Consider the following 24345-nt stretch of genomic DNA (forward strand, 5'->3'; position numbering starts at 1 on the left):
AAAACAAGGTGCCCTATAAGCCGGGTTCTGTAGATGGTAGTCATTCATCTAGGGCACACATCACTGTGCACTTCAAGCGACCTACCCAAAGAATCTATCGCGCGAGAGCACACTCTTCTTCTGTTTGGTCTTGCTCCTGGTAGAGTTTACCTATGCCATTCACGTTGCCGCGAACGCGGTGCGCTCTTACCGCACCTTTTCACCCTTACCCGAAAAAACAGGCGGTTATTTTCTGTGGCACTTGTCCTGGGCTAAGCCCGGCGGAAGTTATCCGCTACCATTCTCCCGTGGAGCCCGGACTTTCCTCTCCTCAGTTTTTGAATTATCAAAAGAGCAGCGACTACCTCAGGCACCTCACAAGCTAGTATACCAACTCTAAACAGCTTATAGAAGGTATTAAAAAGCTTTTTCCTAAAAGAAACATTAACCGCGCCTTTATCTCAATTGTCCTTGCGTGACAATGACAAAGCGGTTCTTGAAGTGTCTTACAAAAAGAGGTGTTGATTGAGGACTTTGTCTTAATTGTTTTGAAAAATAGAAAAATGATGTTTCTCATGGCAGCTAATTACATGTGACTTGTAAAGGTGTCTCTTAGGAAGAGATATCAATTAGTTCCTACTTGTTCTGATCATTTTGCAAGGGAATTTTGAGCAGCTTAAAAAACTTGAAGATATTTTCCAAAAAGACTCCCAACTAGTCCTCTTTATGCTAATCGCCTCGCAAAATAAAGAAAGGGGGTTCCCAGTAATGCAACTAATACTCTTATCCAATATGTTCCTAGTATGTATGTGAACACTAAACTTTTCATTTCGACTGGCTCTCCTGTAAGAATGTACCATGCAAGAGTTGAAAATATTATGTTGTCTATCAACGATGACACCCCTGTACCTATTATGTTGCGTAGCCAAAGGAAACGTCGTTTTGGAAGGATCTGCTTTAAACCACCGAAGATATAGATATCGGAAAGCTGACTGACCAAATATGCAATAACTCCAGAAAATAGAAGCGTAGCATTATTTTGAAAGAGCTTTTGCATGCATGAATAGTGGACGTCTGTTTTAGGGTTATAGCTTAGCGTAATTATTATTTCTAAGGTGAAGAATGTATATAAGAGAAAACTCAAATACACATTAGTCTTTGCCGCTTTAATTCCGCGATACTCTGTCAGAATGTTGTTAGCAAGGAAAATTGATGAAAAAGAAATTGTTCCAAGTGCTACTGGAGTATCCTGAAAAAAAAACTGTACCTGTCTTAAGACCTGTATATTTGCAAGAATAAAAACACAACTGCTGAAGGCATAAATTCCCTTCTCTCCAAAGAATTTAAAACTTATAAGTATCGTCATCATGCACAGAAGAAACTCCAGCAGGCTAATTGTGTATGATGGAAGACCTTCCAAGTATTTTATTGAATCCAGAAATATTTGTTCCAAGGTAATGTAAACTGATGGTCCATTTTCATAAATATCCGAGATTTTTAAGCAGGATGGTAGATGCAAAGCGGTAGTTACACTGTTGTATGTCACATTGAGAGGTAACCTATTAAAAGACCAAATGAGTGTTTAAGATAGGTGCGGTCCAAAAGGATGGAGATTAACACCGAGGTTAAATATGATCAAAATCTTTCCTATTCCAAGGGAACTGAGTGAATATTTCGGGAAAGCGTAGCCTAAAACACGAGAGTAAACTTTGATGCTTAAATTACTGAAATCCTACCTAAGGTTTCCAAGAATTAGAGCTTCTTCCCCAAGTGCCTCCGAAACAAATTCTGCGTTTTGTGCTGCAACAACCAGAACCATCCCTATACCACAGTTGAAAGTAGTCAACATTTCTTCCCGTGGAATATTGCCATTCAACATGAGCCACTTGAAGATTTCGGGAAACTCATAAGGTTGAATGCAAATTTTTAACTCTTCAGGAAGGACTCTTTTGAGATTTTCTAATAGTCCGCCACCCGTGATGTGTGCAGCTGCTTTTATGAATTTTTTCAAGGAAAGAAGTGACTTCACATATATTTTTGTTGGAGTCAGGAGTATCTCACCCCAGCTTCTATCATCGAACAGTGTTGAGTACCCAATATTTAAGCTGGAGAAAACCTTGCGGATAAGTGAAAATCCATTCGCATGAAAACCAGATGACCTTAATCCAATCAGGATGTCGCCTTTCATAACATTTTGTGGAAGGATTTCCTCCTTTTCGACGATTCCAACAGCAAAGCCGGCCAAATCATATTCACCAGCACCGTATAAACCAGGCATTTCAGCGGTTTCTCCGCCTACTAGGGACATGGAAGCCTCTCTGCAGCCAACCAGAATCCCTGAGATTACTGCCTGTGCTACACCAAGCTCAAGTTTTCCTGTGGAGTAATAATCAAGAAAAAAGAGTGGTTTTGCCCCATGACAGATCAGGTCGTTAGCGCACATGGCCACTAGGTCTATACCAATGCTTGCATGGTTGTTGCACTCATTTGCTATCAGTAACTTGGTTCCAACTCCATCCGTTGCCGCAGCGATAACTGGGTCCTTGTAATTCAAATTACCCATGGAGAATAAAGAAGCAAAACCACCAATAGTGGAAACACAATGACTATCAACTTCTGCGTTTTTTTTTATAAAATCAACAAAGCTATTCGCGGTATCTATATTCACACCGGAGCCTTTATAAGAGAGAGTTTTTTTCATTTTAGGCAGAACTCACCGCTGAAAAAGGTGCCGCGGTGATAAATGTATACGGACGCAGGCAGACCGCGATTGTACCACAATTTGTTGTGGTATTTCCACTAGCTCGCTTTTCTCACAATTCAGGGAATTAGGATAGTACTTTTTATATGATCAGAGCAGTAAAGTCCACATTGGATGACAAGAATACTCAAAGGACGAGACCTTCGGCCCAAGCCTAGATGTTTTTTGTATTACTATCTTTTGGTGTTTGGTTCATCAGTATAACTAATGTTAGACCTAACGCTAAGGTTGCAACGCCAACAACGATTGCTGTGAGCATTAAAACATGAGGTAAGGGATTCACATAATTTTCTACACCGGGCGAAATTACCGGGGTCGCAGCGCCCTCAATATACGCGAGAGATATATAAAGCAACAAAACTGATGACTGAAAAAGCCCAAGGCCTATGAGCTTTTTTATCGGTCTGGGACTTGCCATTGTTATGTACAATCCAACCACCATTAACCATACTACTACTGCGTAATTGTAAAACGTGAACATAAGTACTTTTATCGGTTGCACTCCAGCATAGCACATTTACACAAAAGGTTTTTATCTTGACCAATAAAGTGGTTTTTATCAGCAACTGTGAAAACACGAATGAACATACTCACACAGGAAGTTCTTACACACGAGGTAGTACTAAGTGTCTTTCTCAATTGGTGAAAGTAGAAATACATATGGACACATTTGGATATGAATATTTCGCGCTAGTCGGTGTCGGATATCTTTTTCGTTAGCAAAAGTGAAAAACACATATATATAGTTAGTATTGAACTGAAAACAGTAAGTCCCACGCCCAACTCAAGAACAAAAATGCCAATTTCTTGAGACAGTATGGGCAAGCTCTCAATTACATGAGAGTGCTCTAGAAATGATGCATTCTGAAGTAACGGCACTAAGCCTGTTAATAGGTAAAGCAGTCCACCAGTTGCCCCTTGGCGGATGAGAGTCTTTGGACCAAGAAAATGAAGAAGTGGATCGAGACCAAATACAAGCGAGTACGTTATTAAAGATGCTGCAAGTAATACACCGGCTTGGAAGCCTCCACCAGGGGAAATCTCGCCATGTACTTGAATGTACACGGCAAACAAAATAATAAGTGGGATAATTCCTGAAGCGAGGACCTTCAACACTTTATCACCTATCATTTCCTTTACTGAAGCCTAATAAAATGAAAACTGATAAAGCCGCTGTGAAAACAACAATCGTCTCTATCAAAGTGTCATATCCTCTGAAACCAGCTAGCACTGCTGTAACGACATTTGGAAAACCAAATAACGGTTCTGTGTTTTCCAAGTAATACCGGTAAACTTCATTGTTCACAGCAGCAGTAGGTGAACCGTATATGGGAAGATCGACTGTAATATAAAGCAGAATGCTTCCAAGCATGATGCTCGTAAATAGAGCGAGAACGGTACTCCTCGAATAGTGAATACCTTCTCTACCGATTAAATGCCCAGCCCATAAAACGAAGATGGTCGAGATACAGCTCCCTACGGCATTCTCGGTAATTGCAACGTCTGCTGCATTCATTGCCATATATGAAAGGGTAAGAAGGAAGCTAATCAAACCAAGATAGATAACTTCTGTTAATAGATCCTCAACACGGGCCAATGCCGTGGTGACAAAAAGGAGGAGAAATAAAAGTGTGATCCTCAATATAATGAGTTCCATAGTTGTTGACTCTGAGGCGTTAATATATGGTCATCCCAATTTAGATTTACACAGGAGATATGAACAAAGCGAAGAAGTAATCCACATTATTGGAATGAGTAACAAAATCTTTAGTGTTGTAACTGAAAATCCGAATTTGAGCGCGCATCCAAGGAGCATAAGTGGTGCACCAAAAGAATCCGTCATACTTGCTGAATGGAGCTTCAAAAAAAAACACGGGAAACGCATGATACCAACAGTTCCGCTGAACATAAAGGTAACCCCTATGAAGACAATTAATAGCCACAACGATTCAATCATAAACAAAACCACACACGCGTGATAATTAAAGCATACCAATGCCGTACTGGACGAACCATCTCGAGTGTTTGTTGAGCAAGCACAGAGCCCATTACTCCAAACAGACGGGAATGTACGATCAATGCAATTCCTAAGTGGACAAAACAAGCCGCTTCCAACACTCACAAAGCAAGCATGAAGCCCATTATCTCAGATATGTGGAAAAGTTCAATTTTTCACTTAGGAAGTCGTGTTAGGTGGCTGTACACAGATCTCACTTGTGCTATTGCAGAGGTTGCTGCAGTGCTGCAACGCAATATAGTTCTACCTAATGAGATTTTTTTATCGATCAAGGAGAGCTCTTCATTAGAGAATCCTCCTTCTGGTCCAATGACTATAGTGTAAGAGCTTAAGATGGGGATATCACAAATGACAGAGTCAGAAAGTGTTTCATCGCAAATGAACACGTTTTCGTGATATGTTTCCACCTCTTTCAGGGTGATAGGTGGTAGTAGAGTGGGTATGCTCATCCGACGACATTGTTGTGCTGCCTCGATTACCCAAAGCTCAAGCTTTTCGAGATCCCTGTTCTTATTTTCTGCATGCGATGAGTATATTGGTCGTAGTGCTGTGACATCTAGCTCTGTTGCCTGCCTAACAATTTCCTTTAGCGCTTTGTGTTTTGGAATTGCAAAGCACAAATTGATTTCATATGGATAACCTGCTGTTTGTGGCTGAATTTGTACATCGGGTACCAAAAAATTTTGCTTAACTTTTGCGATCCACTCACCATTCTGGCCGTTAAACACTATAACCTGGCCTTCTTTTTGTAAGCGCATTACCGTAAATAAATAGTGCTGTTTTTTCGGATCTATATGAATTTTTACACCTTTCTCTATGGTTCCAACATTCAAAAACAACCTTGTAAGTCGCATTTCTGATTAATAAAAGTAAAAACACCGCACTTTAACATAACAAAAGGGGCATACTGTTATGTACTTACTTATTGTAAGTATCACGACGCAAAAAAGTTGTGTAGTTCAAATTGTCTTAGCGCATAGTTCAGATTATCTTAGCACTTACCGCTATCCAAAATTGATTTGCCCGATATGACAAACACATTTTTCATCAAATCATTCCTTGGAAGTGATGGATAAGAAAAATCAGTAGACATACCATAATAATTTTGTTCTAATACAGAGTGGCTCTTTTTACCCTAATACAAGCCGGCAGTTTGTAAGTATTGAACAATCCCGATAGCCACTTTGGTGAAGCTTGTCTTTTAATCTACCTTCGTAATGCGTTTAGGACTTTTATAGCGTTTGTTTATATTGCAATCTGGGTGTGAAGTTCATAATAAATATAGTATTTTTCGAAATTAGGAAGTGCCGTGTAGTATATTATTTATGGATAATTTACCTAATATTGTTTATAATACCACTTAGTGTAGTAGTTGGGACGGAAAGAAATAATGCTAAAAGATATTGTTAGAGGTGATAAAACCTCAGAAGAGGAGGTGTACGTTGATGTGGACCGTTTCAGTATCTCGGATGCCAGTCAGCTTAGTGATGTGCGTGCTATCCTTGTGAAGAGAATTTCGCAGATCATTGCTTATAACAATTGGAGTCAGAAGTATGCTGCCAGTCTTTTGAAGATCGATCAGCCAAAAGTTTCGCAGATAAAAAATTTCAAAACAGAGGGTTTTTCCTTAGAGAGGTTGCTCAAATTTTTTATCCTTCTTGGTTGGAAGGTTGATGTTAGGTTGACAAAGTAAGTTGTTGCTTCCGGTTTTTTGTGTTACTCTATGACTTTCTTTTGTCTGCGATGCGCGATTGGCGTTTCTTTGAGGATGGGAATCTGTCCTGTTCCAGATTTGAGCTGGTGATACTTGCAAGCCAGAGGGCTTACGATTTACAAAGCGGCTCCCTACCTGATGTCCAGCACGAAGAAGGTGATAAGAGCCCCGTGATTGCATTGAAGGAGCTCTATTCTCTCAACATGGATTATGGAAAGCTTTTCCATGCTGCCATAAGGAGAATAGTCCATTTTTCAGGTTCTGGTTACGCAGGTATCTCCTCAGATTCTGGTCCGGCTAGATCTCATGCTAGAGGTCTCGTAGAGCACATTAATCACGATCTTGTCGAAGAGCGTGATCCGGAAGTTTTCTCTGATTCTGAGTTTTCCTTTGCTGAAGATGAGGGGGACGAGTAGGTAGGGTTTTTGCCTCCGTAGATGCAAGTTTACCATACTCCTGAGCTACTTTCCCACCCTTCAGTCGTTACCTTTGGTAACTTTGATGGAGTGCATTTGGGGCATCTGGCTTTGCTGTCTACGCTGTCTAGTGTGGGTAAGTCAGCTGCTTTACATAGAGTTGTAGTCACTTTTGATCCTCACCCTTTTTGTTTTCTTAACTGCAAAAAAGACTTTCTTATTACAGATCAGTGTACTAAAATTGCTCTCCTCTCTCCGTATGTGGATTCTCTATATTTTGTAAAGTTCGATGATGAGCTTAGGAAGTTGTCTCCTGAGGACTTTCTGCAGTTTTTGTCTTCTTTTTTGAATTTTAGGTGCCTTGTAAATGCGGAAAATTGCAGGTTCGGGAGGTTTAGTTCCGGTAGCATAACTGAAATAAAGAAATATCAAGAGTTGCTTTCATATAAGGCTGTAATCATCAAGCCTGAGGTTAACGCTTCTGGCAGTAGATACTCTTCCACTCTGGTGCGGGCAGGCATCAAGAATGGTGATGTGTTAAGTGTAAGGCAACTCTTGGGACGGTATCACAGTATACGTGGTATTATTCGGAGAGACAGGGGTCTTGCTAGTACTATCGGTTTTCCCACAATCAATATTGCAATTCCCGAGGATATAATTAAGCCAAAACTTGGTGTGTATGTAGTTGATATTTCGATAGAAGGTACCAGGTACGGCGGTATAGCGAATATTGGTAAAAGACCCACCACCTCTGATAGTGGTGAAGTTATCCTAGAAGCACACATTTTTCACTTCTCTGATAACGTATATGGTAAAGAGGCCACAGTATACCTAAAAGCTTTTCTGCGAGAAGAAAAGCTTTTTTCTTCTCTTGAGGAATTAAAGGAACAAATCCTGGCAGATATCCGTGCCGCTCTTTCTATGAATTTTTAAGTTCATTTTCTCATTTGTGTAATCTCATTCTTCCTCAGTGTGGTGCGTCTTTTTATTTTGGTTCATGCTAAAATTTATATGTGCTAATTAAGTTTATTTAATTTTAAAATTAAAAACTTTATTAGCATTGCAATTCTTTTATCCTAATGCTATAATAAAAACATGTTAGGAAAAGAATACACAACTATGAACACAGATGAATTGGCAAAACACCTACAGAAACTCTTTAGTGAAAAATTAAAGATGAATTTTGGTCTTGATGTTTTCAAAGATGCGCTTGGTCACCTTGATCAGGTGGAAATTGGGGACCTAAGTGTCTACGTAGACAGCTTAGCGAAATTTGGCTCGGACGACAGCGTCATAAGAAAGATGTTGGAGGCCGTTTGCAGTGAAAAAGAGTGTGGTGCACAGTTGAACGAGCTACTCCAGAGGTGGAATGGTATTTTTCCACATAATCCTATACCCGTTCCAACACATGAAGTTTTCAGCGCCGCAAATAATGGGCTTATAGCCGCAACTGTGGTCTTGGGGATTTTATCTGCTTCTCTGTTGGGTTTGGGTGCTGGGTACATGATGTACCAAAGAAAGACTGGAGCTTTGAACCTTGAGCGTCATTTCAGAAACAGCCTCGATATGATCAGTATAGGTACATCTACACAAGATTTATCACATGTTTCTCCAGATGCTGGCAAACCAGTAAGTCGTCCTGGTCATGGCACGGCAGGTGTATCAGGAAATGCCTCTCCGAATGCTGGCAAACCAGTAAGTCCTGGTCATGGCACGGCAGGTGTATCAGGAAATGCCTCTCCGAATGCTGGCAAACCAGTAAGTCCTGGTCATGGCACGGCAGGTGTATCAGGAAATGCCTCTCCGAATGCTGGCAAACCAGTGCGTCCGGGTTATGGCACGGCAGATGTATCAGGAAATGCCTCTCCGAATGCTGGCAAACCAGTGCGTCCAGGTTATGCCACGGCAGATGTATCACGAAATGCTTCTCCGGATGCTGGCAAACCAGTAAATCGGGATTCTAGCACTAGCATGCAAGATTTATCACGAAATGCTTCTCCGGATGCTGGCAAACTAGTAAATCGGGATTCTAGCACTAGCATGCAAGATTTATCACGAGATGCTTCTTCAGGGGCTGACAAATCTAGCACAACTAGAGATTCGCGTAGAACCCCTTCTCCAAACTTAAATGAAGCGAAGGTTGATCAATCTGTCATTAATCGAAGTAGGATATAGGTGCCTAATTAGATTCGCTGCCTTGTTCTTTGGTTCCTATGGAGAGTTGTTTGATGATCTCGTCCTTCTCTCCAAGGAACGCGATTGTTCCTTCTTTTACAAGCATAAGCCATTCAACTTCGCTTAGCAGAGAAAAGTTATGAGTCATCAGAAGTGTAGTGATCCTTGCTTCTCTTGCGTAGCGTAGGGCTTTGGCTAGATGCGCCTCTCCACTTGAATCAAGATTTGCATTAGGTTCGTCTAGTACAAGAAGCTTTATATTTCCATAAAAAGCTCTTGCTATTCCTATACGTTGGCGTTGTCCCCCGGATAAGACTGAGCCACCCGCACCTATAACGGTGTCGTACCCACTTGGTAGGTGCAGTATCATTTCATGGACACCAGCAATTTTCGCTGCTCTCACGACTTCTGCTGGGTCTATATTTGGGTCAAATCTTGAAATATTTTCCTTAACTGTCGCGTTAAATAATTCTATATCCTGTGGAAGGTATCCCACATGCTTACCAAAGTGCTTACGTTCCCAAGTGTACGTGTCAGCACCATCAAGTCGTACTACCCCGGCTAGTGGTTTGAGAACTCCAACGATCAACCTTGCTATAGTGGACTTTCCAGCTGCACTACTGCCTACGACCCCCACTACTTTACCAGCTGGAATTGTGAAAGAGATGCCTTTGATCGTTGGCTTAGAACCACCCAATGGAGTGTATATTACTCTGTCGAATTCTATTTCCCCAGTGGGTTCAGGAAGTTCCATGGCTTGGGACCTTACAGGGGAGGTAATAAGCATGTTTTGAAGCCTACTATATGAAGTTTTTGCCTGCGATAAATTTTTCCAGTTCGAGATAGCTATTTCAAATGGTGCTAATGCCCTCCCCATTAGAATTGATACGGCAATTATCCCTCCTGCCGTCTTGTGTCCAGAAATAGCAAGGTAAGCTCCAATTCCGATTACAGCGATTTGTAACGTGAAACGTACCGCCTTTGTGAATGCCATGATTATGTATGAACGACTCAAAGCGAGTGTCTGTACGTCCCTTACCAGAGTATTTTTTTTACTCCACTTTTCGACTATAGGTTCCACCATACCCATAGCCTCTACCACTTCAGAGTTTCGTGTTGCTATTTCTATCTCATTCAGATTACGCACATTTGCTTCATTGCTCTGACGGGCAAGATTTCTAGTTGCAAAATCGTTTAAGAGTGCGATGCCGATGAGTGTGACAATACCTATGATAGCGACAATACCAAGGGTAAAATTTATTAAGAATATTGCTACCAAATATAATATCGACCATGGGGCATCAAAAAATGCAAAGACTCCATGGCCAGTAAGGAATCCACGGATGATCTGCATGTCCCGCATAGTTTCGCTACTTGACGTGCCTGGCCTAACCGATATGAGTGCAATCGCATTGTTCAGTAGACCTGGTGTTAGGGTGTCATCAAACCAGTTACCAACTTTTACGGTGATCATGGCTCGCGAGGCATCAAGGACTGATGAGCACGCGAAAGCACACAAGGTTATTATTGTAAGTGCTATTAGTGTCGAAGTGCTGCCACTTGAGAGTACTCTGTCGAGAACTTGTGAGGTGTAAAGCGGTAAGAATAGTGCCAGTACATTTATTCCTGAACTGAACCAAAAAAGAGTCCAAAATACAGATTTGCACTTATGTAAAGTTTTGTGGAGTATGGTCTCTTTGAGTTTTTCTTCAACGGCCGCGTCCGTAATTTTCATCATTTCGCATTGATTACCTATGTGAAACGTATTATCTCAGGAAAAGATGTGCCTCTCAATGTAAAATTGCTAACTCTGTGTTAACGAATTAAAATCCTTGCCTTGTGCAGACACCTGAAGTCGTTCTCGAAAGTTAAGTCCGAATAATGATCAAATTTTATAATCTTAAAATGAATTTTGTTCCTTCTTGCAATTATTAATCGTGAAGTTCTATTTCTTAGTTTATCATAGTACAATACCGTGGCGGTTTTAGATGTGGTGGGTTAATGCTAAAGGGAAAGTTGGGTGTAATATTGGGTGTCGCGAATGACCGTTCGATTGCATATGCAATAGGAAAGATTTGTAGAGAAAATGAAGCGGAGCTTGTTCTTACATATCCGGCTGACCAATTCAAAAAACGTTTAACTCCGATAGCTGAGGAATTTGGGAATTCCGTGCTTGTGTGTTGTGATGTTTCACAAGAAAGCCAGGTGGAGGAACTGTTTCGTTTCATTGGGGAGAAATATGGAAGGCTCGACTTTGTCGTGCACTCTGTTGCTTTTTCGGATAAGGAAGAACTGCAGGGTGATTATATCAATACTTCTCTTAGTAATTTTTTGAATTCAATGCACATTTCATGTTATTCACTCACTTCAGTCTGTAGATATGCCTTACCATTGATGAAGGAAAACGGTGGCAGTGTTCTCACTTTGTCGTACTACGGAGCCGAAAAAGTGATTCCTCACTATAATGTTATGGGTGTGTGTAAGGCTGCTTTGGAGGCGAGTGTCAAATACTTAGCTGTTGATCTTGGTAAGCACAATATAAGGATAAACACAATTTCTGCGGGGCCGATCAAGACTCTCGCTTCGTCTGCAATTGGAAAGTTTTCCTACATACTTAAGTGGAACAAGCATAATGCGCCTATAAAGAGGAATACTACTAAAGAAGACGTTGCTGGTGCAGCCCTCTACTTTTTGAGTGATCTAAGCGGTGGAACCACAGGTAGTACGTTACATGTCGACTGTGGATATCATGTAGTTGGGATGAGAGCAGTAGACTTGCCGCCGGATATCATGACTTCCTGATCGGTTTGTATGTGATCGACGTATAGGAGTTCCTACTAAAGACCTTACCCGCCCCCGACAAACTCTACGATTTCGACTGAATCACCTGCTTTTAGTACGTGTTTATCATGTAAAGACCTTGGTATGATGGTGTGATTTAATTCAATCGCCATTTGCGAAGTGTTGAGTTTTAGCAAATGTACCAAGCCTGATACCGTTGTTCCTGCTTCTACAGGAATATTGTCACCATTTACACTAATGGTTATTTTCTGTTCGTCCGACATTTTCCCGAGAACTGTATAAAAAATACTTAAAATGTTGCCTTATTTAGTAAATTTTTTTATATATTTCTCTGCAAGAGCAGCATACCTCACTGCGGACTCTTTTATGTGTGAGATTTCCTCTGCAGTAAGTATCCTTGCGAACTTTGCTGGTCTCCCGAGCCATAATTCACCGGATTTTATGTGTCTATTAGAAGTCACCAAAGAACCAGCTGCTACCATTGATCCACTTTCCATAATGGTGCCATCCATTATTATCGAGCCCATACCTACGAAGGTTTCGTCCATTAAAGTGCACGCATGTAACAAGCATTGATGTCCAACAGTGACATAGTTGCCAATCTCTGTGTGCCCTTTCTCATCGTGGTTAACATGTATCATTGTACAATCTTGGATATTCGTATAACTACCAATCCTTATGTAATTAACATCACCTCGAATATTGCATCCATACCAAATACTGCTTTTAGGACCAACTGTGACATCACCAATAACGAATGCATTCTCAGCTATGAAAGAAGAGCTAGCGATACTTGGAAAAGCCTCTTTCAATTCTAACAGGCTCATGATAAACGAAAAATGTTCCACGGGATTATAAAAGGTAAAAGGCTCTTGTGGTAGACATTTAGGTGCCTCTAGGTGTGGTTTTTTCGCGAAGTCGTTGTTTTGGCCACTCCTTTTGGTGGGTTCTATGTTTTTAATGATACTGCGTGCAAAATAAAAATAGAGTCTTATGGGTTGTGTGCCTCTGTTGACTCATGAAGTTTTGTGTAGTATCCATAGATCTCAGGCGTGTGTCTCACTTGAGTAACACAGCCGGTTGTTTGAATAGTGAGAAAGTAAGTAAAGACAGCGAAACGTTAATTTATAGAGTTTGAATAAATCAAATTCTCCTGATTTGAGAGTTTGATCCTGGCTCAGAACGAACGCTAGCGGTAGGCTTAACACATGCAAGTCGAACGGAATCAAAGCTGCTTGCAGCTTCGGTCCCGTGGCAGACGGGTGCGTAACGCGTGGGAACTTGCCTGGTAGTAGGGAATAACCAGTGGAAACATTGGGCAACACCCTATACGCCCTGAGGGGGAAAATTTATTGCTATCAGATAGGCCCGCGTTAGATTAGCTAGTTGGTGGGGTAATGGCCTACCAAGGCGACGATCTATAGCTGGTCTGAGAGGATGATCAGCCACACTGGAACTGAGACACGGTCCAGACTCCTACGGGAGGCAGCAGTGAGGAATATTGGACAATGGGCGAAAGCCTGATCCAGCCATACCGCATGAGTGATGAAGGCCCTTGGGTTGTAAAGCTCTTTTAGTGGGGAAGATAATGACGGTACCCACAGAAGAAGTCCCGGCTAACTCCGTGCCAGCAGCCGCGGTAATACGGAGGGGGCTAGCGTTGTTCGGAATTACTGGGCGTAAAGGGTGCGTAGGCGGTCCCGTAAGTTAGGTGTGAAATCCTTGGGCTTAACCCAAGAACTGCATTTAAAACTGTGGGACTCGAACGTGATAGAGGGCAATGGAATTTTTGGTGTAGGGGTGAAATCCGTAGATATCAAGAGGAACGTCAGGGGCGAAAGCGATTGCCTGGATCACAGTTGACGCTGAGGCACGAAAGCGTGGGGAGCAAACAGGATTAGATACCCTGGTAGTCCACGCTGTAAACGATGAGTGTTAAAAGTGGGTTATTTTATCTGCTTTGTAGCTAACGCGTTAAACACTCCGCCTGGGGACTACGGTCGCAAGACTAAAACTCAAAGGAATTGACGGGGACTCGCACAAGCGGTGGAGTATGTGGTTTAATTCGATGCAACGCGAAAAACCTTACCATACCTTGACATGTGGATCGTATCCCTCTGAAGAGAGGGAGTCAGTTCGGCTGGATCCAACACAGGTGTTGCATGGCTGTCGTCAGCTCGTGTCGTGAGATGTTGGGTTAAGTCCCGCAACGAGCGCAACCCTCATCCTTAGTTGCCAGCGGTTCGGCCGGGAACTTTAAGGAAACTGCCAGTGACAAGCTGGAGGAAGGTGGGGACGACGTCAAGTCATCATGGCCCTTATGGTATGGGCTACACACGTACTACAATGGCAACTACAATGAGCTAGCTACACTGTAAGGTGATGCCAATCTCTTAAAAGTTGTCTCAGTACGGATTGCCTTCTGCAACTCGAAGGCATGAAGTTGGAATCGCTAGTAATCGCAGATCAGCATGCTGCGGTGAATACGTTCTCGGGTCTTGTACACACTGCCCGTCAGGCCATGGGAGTTCATCTTACTCGAAGCTAGTGAGCTGACCGCAAGGAGGCAGCTATCTACGGTGGGGTGGGTGACTGGGGTTAAGTCGTAACAAGGTAGCCGTAGGTGAACCTGCGGCTGGATTACCTCCTTTTATTTAGGCAAAAGCCTAACTTGTTTCGCTGTCTTTGCGTACTTTCTTTCTCTTGTTTCTTAGCCATGAGGTCTCCTCTTTCTCCTTCTCTTTCTTCTTATCGTTTTCCTCTTGCTGCTATTTTATCGATAAGTCATAGACTCTCAGGTGCTTTTTTGTTCTTTTATACAGGCTTTTTTTCTTGGTATGTTTTTGCTCATTTTTACATGCCATCCTCGTTTTTGCACACTGTTCTGAGCCCATTTTTTTCGGGTTATTTGGGCAGTTTTCTTTTCTGTTTCTTTCTTTTCTTTTTTTGCTATCATCTTTGCAGTGGGGTTAGACATCTTTTCTGGGATTTTTGCATTGGCCTTTCCCAGGCTTCTGTTAAGGTAAGTAACTTTGTCGTTATTATTTCTGCCCTTTTGCTGTTTTTCTTGGTATTTTCTCTTGTTTTCTTATGAGATGTGCTGTTAGGAGTTGGTTGGTTCAACGTATTACGGCTCTTTTGCTGTTTTTATTGTTTATCTTTTCGATTTTCTCGCTCCGTTTTTCTGAATGGATTTTTCCATTAGATATCGAATATCTGAGGTCCCGTTGGAGCGTGCTATTTGTGTCTGCTACGTTCGTCTTAATCACTCAGTACCATGCTTTGCTTGGATTGAACGTAATAATAGAGGATTATATCGCCTCTTCTTTTTTACGGAAGATTCTTATTGCTTTGAATATTATCTTTGTCGGCTCTACTGTTTTTGCTTTCGTAGCCGTATTTTATAAATTATTTTTTTAGCCTTATGGACTTGTTCTTGAGGTTAGACAATGTACTGACTGAGGTGGTTACCTCGATTTTTAATGTGACGCTTAACGTGCAAGCTTCACTATGGAGCTCTTCAAAGAAAAGAGAGTATGGAGATTTTTCTACAGCTATTTCTTTTCTGCTTGCAAAAGAGGTTAAGCTTTCTTCGCGGGAAGTTGCTTATTCTATAGCGTGTGGTTTGGAGTCTTTTAAAACCCTTTTCAAGGATGTCTCTGTAGCTTCTGGGGGTTTTATTAACGTTTTCCTTACGAATGACACATGGTCCGAATTTCTAGCTTCGGTGAATGATGCTGCAGGTGATTATGGATTTCTAGATATCGGGCATGGTGTTCCGTTGAACCTTGAGTTTGTATCAGCAAATCCTACAGGTCCGCTTCACTTAGGACATATTAGAGGTGCGGTTATCTTTGATATCTTTGCAGAGCTGTTGGATAAGTTCGGATTCTCTATTACGCGTGAATACTACATTAATGATGCGGGAAAACAAATTGACTTGCTTGTCTATTCAGTCTTTGTACGATTTTGCGAACAGCTACAGGGAAAAGAGAGTGCTAATTTTCCGAGTAATTGTTATGCCGGTGATTATATAAGGGATATAGCAAGTTACCTAATTTCTACTTTCCCTAATTCCGTTAAAGATGCTACAGAGTTGAAAAATTTCTCGGATTCTTTCAGGGAAGTTATACTTTCGCTAACCATGGATATGATAAGGTCGGATCTAACTAAGCTAGGTATAGGTTACGATTGTTATGTCAGAGAAGAGGAGCTACATAAGCGAAATTATATTGAAAAAGTGATAGCGGTACTCGATGAGAAAGGTTACTTGGGCGAAGAAGAATTACCATCGCCTAAAGGAAAAGCCGGGGATTGGGTAGAAAGGAAGCAAACAGTCTTCCTTTCAACGAAATTTGGTGACGACACGAATAGAGCACTCCGGAAAGCAGATGGAAGTTGGACCTATTTCGCATCAGACGTTGCATATCACTATCATAAACTTGAACGTGGTTTCAGGCATATGATTGTTGGTTTAGGTGCTGATCATGCTGGATATGTTAAGAGACTTTCTGGTGTGGTCGACGCACTTTCAGGGGGTGATGCGCGCATCGATATTAAATTGTATAACCTTGTCAATCTTTTTAGAGATGGAAAGCCAGTAAAACTTTCTAAGCGCAATGGTGACCTTATAAGGCTTGAAGACATTCTTGAGAGTGGTATTACAGTAAACGAAATACGATTTGCCATGCTGACTAAAAGTAGCGAAATCGTGTTGGATTTTGATTTAGATAAATTCGTCAGCACTTCATATGATAATCCGCTTTTTTATGTCCAGTACGCGCATGCACGTTGTTCTTCCTTGCTTAGAAAATGTGAACCTTCAGTGAATAAGTGCGATGCTGCACTGCTCGTGGAGAATCAAGAGCGTGATCTCATGGTTACTCTTGCGAAGTTACCTTCCCTTCTGCAAATAATTGTAGTATCGGGTGAAGTGCACAAGCTGACCTTTTATTTACACGAAGTCGCAGAAAAATTCCATGCTTTATGGAACGCAGGCATGACAAAAAATAAGCTCAGGTTCATCATAGAAGACAAACCTGAGCTCACGAATGCAAGGTTAATATTGGTAAAAGCTGTGAGAAGAACCCTCGCCTCCGTTCTCAAGGTGATGAAGATTGAACCCGTGGAAAGAATGTAAAAACCCAAAACAGCTCACTAGGCCTTAAACTCGGTCACCCTTTCTTTACAAGGATCCAACTTTACAAGGATCCAACGCCCGCTCCTATTTACGCTCACCCATGAGATTTAATAAGCTAATGAAAATATTGATAAAATCGAAGTATAATGTAAGTGCACCGACGACAGCAATTTTCGAAAGTGCTTCTTCATCTGCGTTGACAGAGAAATAATAAAAATCTCTAATGCGCTGTACATCGTAAGCAGTAAGGCCAGTAAATATCACAACACCAAGCGCGGATACAGCGAAATAGATAGCTGGGCTACCAAGGAAGATGTTCACTAAAGCGGCGAGCAAAATACCCACAACCCCCATTGTGAGAAAAGAACCCATCCCTGTTAAATCTGTCCTGGTATTATTCCCGTATATTGCCATCACCCCGAACATTGTTGCTGCGATGAAAAAAACTCTAGCCACACTAGCACCAGTATAAGCGATAAACACCCAAGATAGAGAGAGTCCCATAAGCACTGAGAAGGACCAGAATAAGCCCTTTGCTTTTTCGGAGCTCATATTTGAGATTCTCGCACTAAAGGCTATGACAAAAACTATAGGAGCAAACATCACAACCCAGTGAAGTGGTGTTTGGTACAATAGGGAAAGCATTGCCGGAGAGCTCGAAACAAAGAAAGCAGTTAGACCAGTTATCCCAAGAGCTGCAGCCATATAGTTGAAGACCTTCACCATGTACATTCTCAGCCCCTCATTTCTGTAGGCAGAATCCACTGAAGTAGAAGAATAACGGTTGATAAAACTCATATAAGCAAAATGCTACGAACAAACACTCACTGATTATACAACAGTTGGATCTATTATTACACCCCGTTTCTCCACGAATTAACGAATTTTCCACATTTTAGGAGCAACCAGAGTAATTTGGATTGTAGGGCCTCCCGAAAGAGGCCCTTATTGCATTCAAAGTACTCTCGAAGCCTGATTTCTTAAATGCGAATTGCATCCCAAGGACGGAACACAGGTTTTGTTCTTTTCTTCCTTCATTCCACTTTCTCTGAGCTTGTCAGTTATGCCATTTTCTCTGGTCAGAATAGATTTGATTTTATTATGATCTGTACAGGTACTAAATGCATATCTGTCTTTGTAGAGATTATCTTGTCCTTTGTTTTGTTCATCGTTCGCAAGATGTCTGCTAAAGCCTTTTTCAGGAAGGGCTTCTTTTGCGTTACCAAGTTTCACAATGTTATCTTGTAGCAAAAGATGTTTCTCGGAAAGTGCTTCTCTAATCGTGCTGAGTTCTCCAGTCTTACCTGGCGTTATAGGGCGTTTTTGAGAAAGTGCTTCCTTAATCGTGCTGAGTTCTCCAGTCTTACCTGGCGTTATAGGGCGTTTTTGAGAAAGTGCTTCCCTAATCGTGCTGAGTTCTCCAGTCTTACCTGGCGTTATAGGGCGTTTTTGAGAGAGTGCTTCCTTAATCGTGCTGAGTTCTCCAGTCTTACCTGGCGTTATAGGGCGTTTTTGAGAGAGTGCTTCCTTAATCGTGCTGAGTTCTCCAGTCTTACCTGGCGTTATAGGGCGTTTTTGAGAAAGTGCTTCCCTAATCGTGCTGAGTTCTCCAGTCTTACCTAGCGTTATAGGGCGTTTTTGAGAAAGTGCTTCTCTAATCGTGCTGAGTTCTCCAGTCTTACCTGGCGTTATAGGGCGTTTTTGAGAAAGTGCTTCCTTAATCGTGCTGAGTTCTCCAGTCTTACCTGGCGTTATAGGGCGTTTTTGAGAAAGTGCTTCCCTAATCGTGCTGAGTTCTCCAGTCTTACCTGGCGTTATAGGGCGTTTTTGAGAAAGTGCTTCCTTAATTTCGTTGAGTTCTCCAGCCTTAGCGGTTATCAGAGGGTGGTTTTGAGAAAGCGCTTCCTTAATTTTGCTGAGTTTTCCATTTTCGTTGTGCAAAGAAAAGCTCTGATCGAAATGTATCTCTTTATTTTTGGTAGACCGAGTGAAAATGGAACGTAAAATAGCATATCCTTGCGAGAATACTTTTGTGATTCTGTCCAGTATGCGCCGGAACCATGATTTATTCGGAACTGTCTTATGAGTTTCCTCTTCTTGAGGTACCGTTTTCCTGGTATTAGGTAGAGTTGCTGTGATTGTTTTGTGCTGCGTTTCACCAAAAGAAACATTAACCGTATGTTCCTTGAGACTTGCACTAGGTGTTGTTATAGAAGGTCTGTCTGGGGTTATTGCGCCATCTTCTAAATTAAAAGCGCCACTTCTTACATTGTCACTTCTTTTTACTTGCGCATATATTTTGCTTTTGTCATCACTTTCCTCTTTGTAAGGATGGAGTTCTAGAGATCCTTCTTTAGCAAACTCTCCCGAAAACCACCGTAAACTATCTGATGCTAGGTAAGCTTTTATAATATCGTCAAGGCTTTCGTAAATTACTTCTTCTTGATGCGTGGAGAGAGTTGATTGATTTGCTGCTTTTTTATGTAAACTGTCAATAGAATCAGTATGTTGATACTCATCTAATCCCGGTATAGGTTTTAGGTCCCATGGCTCACAGTAGATGGGTTCACTTTCTATATCTTCATGTTTGTCATTAGAGGTGGATGTAAATCCTTTTATCCCTGAAGGTGTATTCTCAACTTGTTCTTTGTTTACGTTTGTGGAGAAGGTATTCGATTTCTGTGTGTGAGCCTCTTTCTGTGTATCTGCTGAGGGAAAAGAATTCTGGTTTTGCAGTTTAGCAATTTCTCTTTCTGCAAAATCTTTGCTTTGTTCTCTTCCGGAAATGCTGTTTACATCTGTAGGGTAGACGGTCTTACCATCTTTGTTCCGTCCTAGATTGTATAATGTGTCAAAAATCTTTGGTAGAGCTGGACGTTTTATTATGGCCTCATTTTCTACACTACTTTTGCCACCTGGTAAGGTGAGGTTCTCTTGATCATTCTGTGGTCTTCCACTTGTGTGTTTCTGTTTAGATGTCTCACTTGTTTGTATGTTGTACTCCTTTTTTACTGGCTTGATAGATAAATGGAACGGATCACCGGTATTTCTCGACGCTTCGAACAGTGGTGGAAACATGTGAGCAGCAAACTCGTTCTCACTTTTAATTCCAACTGCAGTGTTTATCCCAAAGCTAAGTCCGCTTTTTGTTTCATTTTGCTTATCTACACTCAGAATTACTGAGTCAGGTATTGAAATATCATCAATTCCTGAATCGCCAATACTGCTTTTTGTGGAATGGTTTTCATTGTTTATAGGTGCAATCTCATCGTATACGCTAGTACTTAGGTCCGATGTGTCTATTTCCTCGTCAATAAAGGGGATTTTATTCGTATCCGCATATTTGTTTGGGATTGATGGTAAAGGGCGTTCTGTATATTTCTTCCAGAGCGGTGCTACAGATGTCGCTATCGCTAGTTTTTGTGTAACGAATGTTCCATCTTGTATTTGATTCGCTAATTTACCTCCAGCAATGGCAGGCTTGTACGTAATGAATGTATCTCCATTTACTAATTTACCTGCAGTAATGGCAGGCTTGTACATAACAAATTTCTCCTCTGGTATTTGATTTGCTAATTTGCCTCCAGCAATGTCAGGCTTGTACGTAATGAATGCCTCCTCTGGTATTTGATTTGGTAATTGGCTTGCGTTTGAGTTGGACTTTTGTTGAACAATTTTCTTCTGTGGTTTTTCCTTTGGTAGCTTGCTTACAGTAGTGTCAGAGTTCGCGGTGTGGATGCTTATCGAACCGAGTTTAACGAATTTCTTCTTGAATTTTTGCATACTCTAATAAGTAAGTAGTTTATATTCTAATATTCATATATTATCCTTAATAAATTCTTTTAATTCATTATTCCTAAATGAAAATTCAAACTAAAATCTAAGATTCTTATATTTTTAGGATGTCATTATGGGTAATTCGGTATTGCTGCGTGCTATGAAGGGCTGCATCTAAGTAAAAGAAAATCTTTACAAATCTAATCTTGCGGATTTGGAGGAGAGTGCTAAACTGGAGGAGCACGGTTGTTCTGAGTGTTTTATAAGTACGCTTTTGTTGCGTGCTCAGTGTTGTCGTGTTAGAGAGGTTTTGTATATGGCTAAAGTAGCAAGCAAGACGAACCCTGGGAGGCAAAAAGGCTCCAAGGCCACCAAGACCTATAATGGTAGGCCGGTGCAGCCTTCTCTCTATATCCATAGACATACCATGGGGAAAAATATTTCCTATATGGGTGCGGAGTATGAGAACGGTGATCCTGTCGAAAGTGATGATTCATCGGGTATGCCCGTAAGGTGGGATAGTATCTAGTAAGTTTATGCCGAATGTTACTATCAACGGTAAGAAGCTTGTGGTTGGGTCTGGGTGTACTGTCATCCAGGCCTGCCAAGTGGCTGGCGTTGAGGTACCCAGATTCTGCTACCATGAGCGTCTCAAGATAGCTGGGAATTGCCGAATGTGTCTTGTTGAAGTTGAAGGTGGTCCTCCGAAGCTAGTTGCTTCTTGTGCAACCCCGGTTGTTGAAAATATGGTTGTTCATACTGACACGCCAAAAATAAGAGCTGCGAGAGAGGGTGTTATGGAGTTTTTACTTGCTAATCATCCTTTGGATTGTCCTATATGCGACCAGGGTGGCGAGTGTGATCTCCAAGATCAGGCGATGCTCTATGGAAAAGGTGAGGGCAGGTTCTCTTATGCTAAAAGATCCGTACAGAAGAAGGATTTTGGACCATTGATCTCGACCGAGATGAATCGGTGCATACACTGTACACGTTGCATTCGTTTTCTCTCTGATGTTGCCGGTGTAGAAGAACTCGGAATGGTCAACAGAGGGGCTGATTCTGAGATAAGTACCTACATACAGAAATCTCTCTCATCTGAGCTTTCTGGCAACATAATAGACCTATGTCCTGTTGGAGCCCTCACATCGAAACCATATGCTTTTACAGCTCGTCCGTGGGAACTTACTAAAATCGAGAGCGTAGACGTTCTCGATGCAGTTGGAAGTAACATCAGAATTGATGTAAGAGGTCAAACGGTGATGCGTGTACTTCCAAGATTAAATGAAGAAATAAATGAGGAATGGCTCTCGGATAGGTCGCGTTTCTCATATGATGGCTTGAGAGTACAGAGGTTGGATAGGTGTTATGTGAGAGTGAATGGCAAGCTTCGTGAGTCTACATGGAAAAAAGCAATCTCCGAAATTGTTAAACAGATTGATCACGTAAATCGTGAAGAAATTGCTGCAGTTGCAGGAGATTTGGCTGATGTGGAGTCAGTCTTCCTCCTGAAGAGGATGCTCAATAAATTAGGGGTCTCCAAGACCGAATGCAGACAGGATGGGGCAAGTTATATGGTCTCAGAGCGCGATTTTTATATCTTTAATACAACTTTCGCTGGTATAGAAGAATCCGATTTCTGTTTTCTTGTTGGAGTAAATCTACGTATGGATGCTCCACTAATAGCTGCAAGAATTAGAAAAAGGTGGTTGTCTGGCAATTATACCGTAGTTGGTTTGGGAAGCGATGCAAGATATGCTTTTGATGTCTCAAGCATTGGTAATGATGTTGCCACACTTGTTGAAATAGCATCCGGCAGAAATCAGAAATTCAAGGACTTATTAGGTGGTTCGAGAAGGCCAATGATGATTATTGGTCCCGACGTTTTAAGCCGCACAGATGCGAACTATATAATTTCATTGCTTCGAGCAATTGCTGAGAGATTTGGATTTTTTCAAGAGAATTTTAATGGCTTCTCGGTATTACAGCGTCACTCTGGAACTGTTGGTGCACTAGACGTAGGATTTTATCACCAGGATGGTTTGAAAGGCGTTCTAGATAGTGGTACGAAGTTCGTTTATCTTTTGGGTGCTGATGATTGTGTTGATAGCATACCTGAAGGTGCGTTTGTTGTGTATCAAGGTCATCATGGTGATAGGGGTGCGTCTAGGGCTGATGTCATACTTCCTGGTTGTTCTTACGTAGAAAAAGATGCGATTTATGTCAATACCGAGGGAAGGGCGCAGCTCGCTTTTAGAGCTGTTTTTCCTCCTGGCGAGGCAAGGGATGATAGGGAAATTATAGCAGAACTCGCTCAGGTACTTGGTATTCCATTTGGCAATATCAGCTTACCGCTTATAAGAGCGAAATTAGAGAAGCTAGGACCGCATTTTAAGTGTCTTGGTGTATGTGTACCTAGTGGACCTTCTAGGTATGAGTTTATGGGTGAAGCGGTTTTTGCAGATGAAGTGATTTCATTCAAAAAAAGGAATTTCTATATGTCCAATGTGATCAGCAGAGCTTCTAGTACGATGGCAAAGTGTAGTGAGGAGTTTAATGATTTATCTTATTCTCTCTAAGCTTATCTGGATAGTACTACTTTCGATAGCATTGATACTTTGTGTCGCCTATCTGACATACGCAGAAAGAAAGGTAATAGCAGCGACGCAACTCCGTATTGGTCCTGATCTTGTGGGCCCTTTTGGGCTTCTTCAACCAATTGCTGATGCCATAAAGGTTCTGCTTAAAGAGATAATTATTCCGAATGCTGCTGGCCCAAAACTGTTTTTGTTTGCACCTGTGATCATATTTGTATTGGCATTGGTAGGATGGGCGGTTATACCTTTCGGGATATCAGAAATAGATGGTGTGAAAGTGCCAACTGTAATTGCAAATATTAATCTAGGTGTTATGTATCTTCTGGCCATTGCCGCGCTTGAGGTTTACGGAACAATCATTGCAGGCTGGGCGAGTAAGTCTAGTTATTCATTTTTGGGAGCACTCAGGTCGGCTTCTCAGATGATCTCATACGAGATTGTCATAGCGCCGGCAATTATGACGGTTATACTGCTTACAGGGTCGCTTAATTTGGCTGAGATAGTTGTAATAAAGCACAGTTTTCCATATTGGGTTGATATCCTTATGTTGCCGATAAGTTTTATCTTTTTTGTTTCAATTCTCGCAGAAACAAACAGACATCCTTTCGATTTACCCGAGGCAGAAGCCGAACTAGTTTCGGGATACAATGTGGAGTACTCGTCTATTCCTTTTGCACTTTTCTTTCTTGGAGAGTATGCAAATATGATACTGAGCAGTAGCATAATGGCGACACTGTTTTTGGGGGGATGGTATCCACCAATTGATTGGTGGGGTTTATCCATTGTTCCAGGTTTCATCTGGTTTGTTTTGAAGATTCTGTTCGTTTTATTTTGTTTTCTCATTGTCAGAGCGACACTCCCACGTTACAGATATGACCAGTTGATGAGATTGTGTTGGAAGGTATTTCTGCCAGTGACGCTACTCTGGGTAGTTGTTATAGGTGGGTTAGTAGCGTTTAATATTGTCTAA

At 41.6% G+C, this 24345-nt stretch carries 23 protein-coding genes, 1 rRNA gene and 1 other RNA gene; 12 read left to right on the top strand and 13 right to left on the bottom strand.

Annotated features, from left to right (window positions below; translation table 11 throughout):
• From rnpB to GP480_RS00135, 8 genes are all read right to left on the bottom strand, one after another.
• An RNA gene (rnpB, locus tag GP480_RS00100) (RNase P RNA component class A) lies at nt 1-357 on the bottom strand.
• A gap of 346 nt (nt 358-703) precedes the next feature.
• Nucleotides 704-1525 carry a queuosine precursor transporter gene (locus tag GP480_RS00105; RefSeq protein WP_237111352.1) on the bottom strand — a complete coding sequence of 274 codons (822 nt, stop codon included), beginning with the start codon at nt 1523-1525 and terminating at the stop codon, nt 704-706.
• 186 nt (nt 1526-1711) lie between these two features.
• A complete protein-coding gene (gene purM, locus GP480_RS00110) occupies nt 1712-2680 on the bottom strand; it encodes a phosphoribosylformylglycinamidine cyclo-ligase (protein ID WP_160094766.1) in 969 nt (322 codons plus the stop codon).
• Between the two features lie 214 nt (nt 2681-2894).
• A complete protein-coding gene (locus GP480_RS00115) occupies nt 2895-3221 on the bottom strand; it encodes a cation:proton antiporter subunit C (RefSeq protein ID WP_160094768.1) in 327 nt (108 codons plus the stop codon).
• A gap of 209 nt (nt 3222-3430) precedes the next feature.
• The gene (locus tag GP480_RS00120) at nt 3431-3871 is read right to left on the bottom strand and encodes a Na(+)/H(+) antiporter subunit B (RefSeq protein WP_160094770.1); all 441 of its coding nucleotides are present in this window, start codon (nt 3869-3871) and stop codon (nt 3431-3433) included.
• Nucleotides 3861-4397 (bottom strand): DUF4040 domain-containing protein, encoded by a 537-nt coding sequence (locus GP480_RS00125; RefSeq protein ID WP_160094772.1) that lies wholly within the window; start codon nt 4395-4397, stop codon nt 3861-3863. The genes GP480_RS00120 and GP480_RS00125 overlap by 11 nt, the downstream gene beginning before the upstream one ends.
• A gap of 30 nt (nt 4398-4427) precedes the next feature.
• Nucleotides 4428-4697 (bottom strand): monovalent cation/H(+) antiporter subunit G, encoded by a 270-nt coding sequence (locus tag GP480_RS00130; protein WP_160094774.1) that lies wholly within the window; start codon nt 4695-4697, stop codon nt 4428-4430.
• Between the two features lie 215 nt (nt 4698-4912).
• Nucleotides 4913-5611: an RsmE family RNA methyltransferase gene (locus GP480_RS00135; RefSeq protein WP_160094776.1), complete on the bottom strand. Its 699-nt coding sequence runs from the start codon at nt 5609-5611 to the stop codon at nt 4913-4915.
• A gap of 536 nt (nt 5612-6147) precedes the next feature.
• Between GP480_RS00135 and GP480_RS00140 the strand changes: the two genes are divergently transcribed.
• The 4 genes from GP480_RS00140 to GP480_RS00155 all read left to right on the top strand — a co-directional run bounded on the left by GP480_RS00140 (nt 6148) and on the right by GP480_RS00155 (nt 9062).
• Entirely contained in the window at nt 6148-6450 is a 303-nt protein-coding gene (locus GP480_RS00140; protein WP_160094778.1) for a helix-turn-helix domain-containing protein, read from the top strand.
• 50 nt (nt 6451-6500) lie between these two features.
• Nucleotides 6501-6887, top strand: a complete 387-nt coding sequence (gene rpoZ, locus GP480_RS00145) for a DNA-directed RNA polymerase subunit omega (protein ID WP_067980382.1) — start codon at nt 6501-6503, stop codon at nt 6885-6887.
• A gap of 21 nt (nt 6888-6908) precedes the next feature.
• On the top strand, nt 6909-7820 hold the full coding sequence (gene ribF / locus GP480_RS00150) for a riboflavin biosynthesis protein RibF (RefSeq protein WP_160094780.1): 912 nt from the start codon (nt 6909-6911) through the stop codon (nt 7818-7820).
• A 186-nt stretch (nt 7821-8006) separates the two neighbouring features.
• Nucleotides 8007-9062, top strand: a complete 1056-nt coding sequence (locus GP480_RS00155) for a hypothetical protein (protein ID WP_160094782.1) — start codon at nt 8007-8009, stop codon at nt 9060-9062.
• Nucleotides 9063-9066: 4 nt separating this feature from the next.
• On the opposite strand, the gene GP480_RS00160 is transcribed toward GP480_RS00155, so the two are convergent.
• Nucleotides 9067-10800: a type I secretion system permease/ATPase gene (locus GP480_RS00160; RefSeq protein WP_160094784.1), complete on the bottom strand. Its 1734-nt coding sequence runs from the start codon at nt 10798-10800 to the stop codon at nt 9067-9069.
• A gap of 263 nt (nt 10801-11063) precedes the next feature.
• Here GP480_RS00160 and GP480_RS00165 point away from each other — a divergent pair, with 263 nt between their 5' ends.
• Nucleotides 11064-11864 carry an enoyl-ACP reductase FabI gene (locus GP480_RS00165; protein ID WP_160094786.1) on the top strand — a complete coding sequence of 267 codons (801 nt, stop codon included), beginning with the start codon at nt 11064-11066 and terminating at the stop codon, nt 11862-11864.
• 44 nt (nt 11865-11908) lie between these two features.
• On the opposite strand, the gene thiS is transcribed toward GP480_RS00165, so the two are convergent.
• Together thiS and GP480_RS00175 are read right to left on the bottom strand one after the other, a co-directional pair.
• Nucleotides 11909-12127, bottom strand: a complete 219-nt coding sequence (thiS, locus tag GP480_RS00170; RefSeq protein ID WP_160094788.1) for a sulfur carrier protein ThiS — start codon at nt 12125-12127, stop codon at nt 11909-11911.
• 39 nt (nt 12128-12166) lie between these two features.
• Entirely contained in the window at nt 12167-12691 is a 525-nt protein-coding gene (locus GP480_RS00175) for a gamma carbonic anhydrase family protein (protein ID WP_160094790.1), read from the bottom strand.
• A 327-nt stretch (nt 12692-13018) separates the two neighbouring features.
• On the opposite strand from GP480_RS00175, the gene GP480_RS00180 reads away from it, so the two are divergent.
• The 4 genes from GP480_RS00180 (at nt 13019) to argS (ending at nt 17004) form a co-directional block, all read left to right on the top strand.
• Nucleotides 13019-14515, top strand: a 16S ribosomal RNA gene (locus tag GP480_RS00180).
• Between the two features lie 65 nt (nt 14516-14580).
• Nucleotides 14581-14958, top strand: a complete 378-nt coding sequence (gene sdhC / locus GP480_RS00185; RefSeq protein ID WP_237111353.1) for a succinate dehydrogenase, cytochrome b556 subunit — start codon at nt 14581-14583, stop codon at nt 14956-14958.
• Complete coding sequence (sdhD, locus tag GP480_RS04070; RefSeq protein ID WP_160094794.1) at nt 14955-15284, top strand: succinate dehydrogenase, hydrophobic membrane anchor protein; 330 nt, start codon at nt 14955-14957, stop codon at nt 15282-15284. The genes sdhC and sdhD overlap by 4 nt, the downstream gene beginning before the upstream one ends.
• A 4-nt stretch (nt 15285-15288) precedes the next feature.
• Nucleotides 15289-17004 (top strand): arginine--tRNA ligase, encoded by a 1716-nt coding sequence (gene argS / locus GP480_RS00195; RefSeq protein ID WP_160094796.1) that lies wholly within the window; start codon nt 15289-15291, stop codon nt 17002-17004.
• An 84-nt stretch (nt 17005-17088) separates the two neighbouring features.
• On the opposite strand, the gene GP480_RS00200 is transcribed toward argS, so the two are convergent.
• Together GP480_RS00200 and GP480_RS00205 are read right to left on the bottom strand one after the other, a co-directional pair.
• Complete coding sequence (locus tag GP480_RS00200) at nt 17089-17793, bottom strand: Bax inhibitor-1/YccA family protein (RefSeq protein WP_410522089.1); 705 nt, start codon at nt 17791-17793, stop codon at nt 17089-17091.
• 165 nt (nt 17794-17958) lie between these two features.
• Nucleotides 17959-20787 (bottom strand): hypothetical protein, encoded by a 2829-nt coding sequence (locus GP480_RS00205; RefSeq protein WP_160094800.1) that lies wholly within the window; start codon nt 20785-20787, stop codon nt 17959-17961.
• A 310-nt stretch (nt 20788-21097) separates the two neighbouring features.
• On the opposite strand from GP480_RS00205, the gene GP480_RS00210 reads away from it, so the two are divergent.
• Genes GP480_RS00210 through nuoH form a run of 3 tightly spaced genes read left to right on the top strand, consistent with a single transcriptional unit; the run spans nt 21098 to nt 24345 of the window.
• Complete coding sequence (locus GP480_RS00210) at nt 21098-21310, top strand: hypothetical protein (RefSeq protein ID WP_067980387.1); 213 nt, start codon at nt 21098-21100, stop codon at nt 21308-21310.
• 7 nt (nt 21311-21317) lie between these two features.
• Complete coding sequence (gene nuoG, locus GP480_RS00215; RefSeq protein WP_160094802.1) at nt 21318-23357, top strand: NADH-quinone oxidoreductase subunit NuoG; 2040 nt, start codon at nt 21318-21320, stop codon at nt 23355-23357.
• A complete protein-coding gene (gene nuoH / locus GP480_RS00220; protein ID WP_160094804.1) occupies nt 23335-24345 on the top strand; it encodes an NADH-quinone oxidoreductase subunit NuoH in 1011 nt (336 codons plus the stop codon). The genes nuoG and nuoH overlap by 23 nt, the downstream gene beginning before the upstream one ends.

The organism is Neorickettsia findlayensis (assembly GCF_009856525.1).
Classification (GTDB): domain Bacteria; phylum Pseudomonadota; class Alphaproteobacteria; order Rickettsiales; family Anaplasmataceae; genus Neorickettsia; species Neorickettsia findlayensis.

Bases quoted from the DNA above. Each gene is read 5' to 3' on its own strand.
- GP480_RS00140 (WP_160094778.1), top strand. From the start codon at position 6,148: ATGCTAAAAGATATTGTTAGAGGTGATAAAACCTCAGAAGAGGAGGTG.
- GP480_RS00205 (WP_160094800.1), bottom strand. From the start codon at position 20,787: ATGCAAAAATTCAAGAAGAAATTCGTTAAACTCGGTTCGATAAGCATC.
- GP480_RS00160 (WP_160094784.1), bottom strand. From the start codon at position 10,800: ATGATGAAAATTACGGACGCGGCCGTTGAAGAAAAACTCAAAGAGACC.
- nuoH (WP_160094804.1), top strand. From the start codon at position 23,335: ATGATTTATCTTATTCTCTCTAAGCTTATCTGGATAGTACTACTTTCG.
- GP480_RS00130 (WP_160094774.1), bottom strand. From the start codon at position 4,697: ATGATTGAATCGTTGTGGCTATTAATTGTCTTCATAGGGGTTACCTTT.
- GP480_RS00210 (WP_067980387.1), top strand. From the start codon at position 21,098: ATGGCTAAAGTAGCAAGCAAGACGAACCCTGGGAGGCAAAAAGGCTCC.
- GP480_RS00115 (WP_160094768.1), bottom strand. From the start codon at position 3,221: ATGTTCACGTTTTACAATTACGCAGTAGTAGTATGGTTAATGGTGGTT.
- GP480_RS00175 (WP_160094790.1), bottom strand. From the start codon at position 12,691: ATGAGCCTGTTAGAATTGAAAGAGGCTTTTCCAAGTATCGCTAGCTCT.
- sdhD (WP_160094794.1), top strand. From the start codon at position 14,955: ATGAGATGTGCTGTTAGGAGTTGGTTGGTTCAACGTATTACGGCTCTT.
- GP480_RS00155 (WP_160094782.1), top strand. From the start codon at position 8,007: ATGAACACAGATGAATTGGCAAAACACCTACAGAAACTCTTTAGTGAA.
- thiS (WP_160094788.1), bottom strand. From the start codon at position 12,127: ATGTCGGACGAACAGAAAATAACCATTAGTGTAAATGGTGACAATATT.
- GP480_RS00125 (WP_160094772.1), bottom strand. From the start codon at position 4,397: ATGGAACTCATTATATTGAGGATCACACTTTTATTTCTCCTCCTTTTT.
- argS (WP_160094796.1), top strand. From the start codon at position 15,289: ATGGACTTGTTCTTGAGGTTAGACAATGTACTGACTGAGGTGGTTACC.
- sdhC (WP_237111353.1), top strand. From the start codon at position 14,581: ATGAGGTCTCCTCTTTCTCCTTCTCTTTCTTCTTATCGTTTTCCTCTT.
- ribF (WP_160094780.1), top strand. From the start codon at position 6,909: ATGCAAGTTTACCATACTCCTGAGCTACTTTCCCACCCTTCAGTCGTT.
- nuoG (WP_160094802.1), top strand. From the start codon at position 21,318: ATGCCGAATGTTACTATCAACGGTAAGAAGCTTGTGGTTGGGTCTGGG.
- GP480_RS00165 (WP_160094786.1), top strand. From the start codon at position 11,064: ATGCTAAAGGGAAAGTTGGGTGTAATATTGGGTGTCGCGAATGACCGT.
- purM (WP_160094766.1), bottom strand. From the start codon at position 2,680: ATGAAAAAAACTCTCTCTTATAAAGGCTCCGGTGTGAATATAGATACC.
- GP480_RS00120 (WP_160094770.1), bottom strand. From the start codon at position 3,871: ATGATAGGTGATAAAGTGTTGAAGGTCCTCGCTTCAGGAATTATCCCA.
- GP480_RS00135 (WP_160094776.1), bottom strand. From the start codon at position 5,611: ATGCGACTTACAAGGTTGTTTTTGAATGTTGGAACCATAGAGAAAGGT.
- rpoZ (WP_067980382.1), top strand. From the start codon at position 6,501: ATGCGCGATTGGCGTTTCTTTGAGGATGGGAATCTGTCCTGTTCCAGA.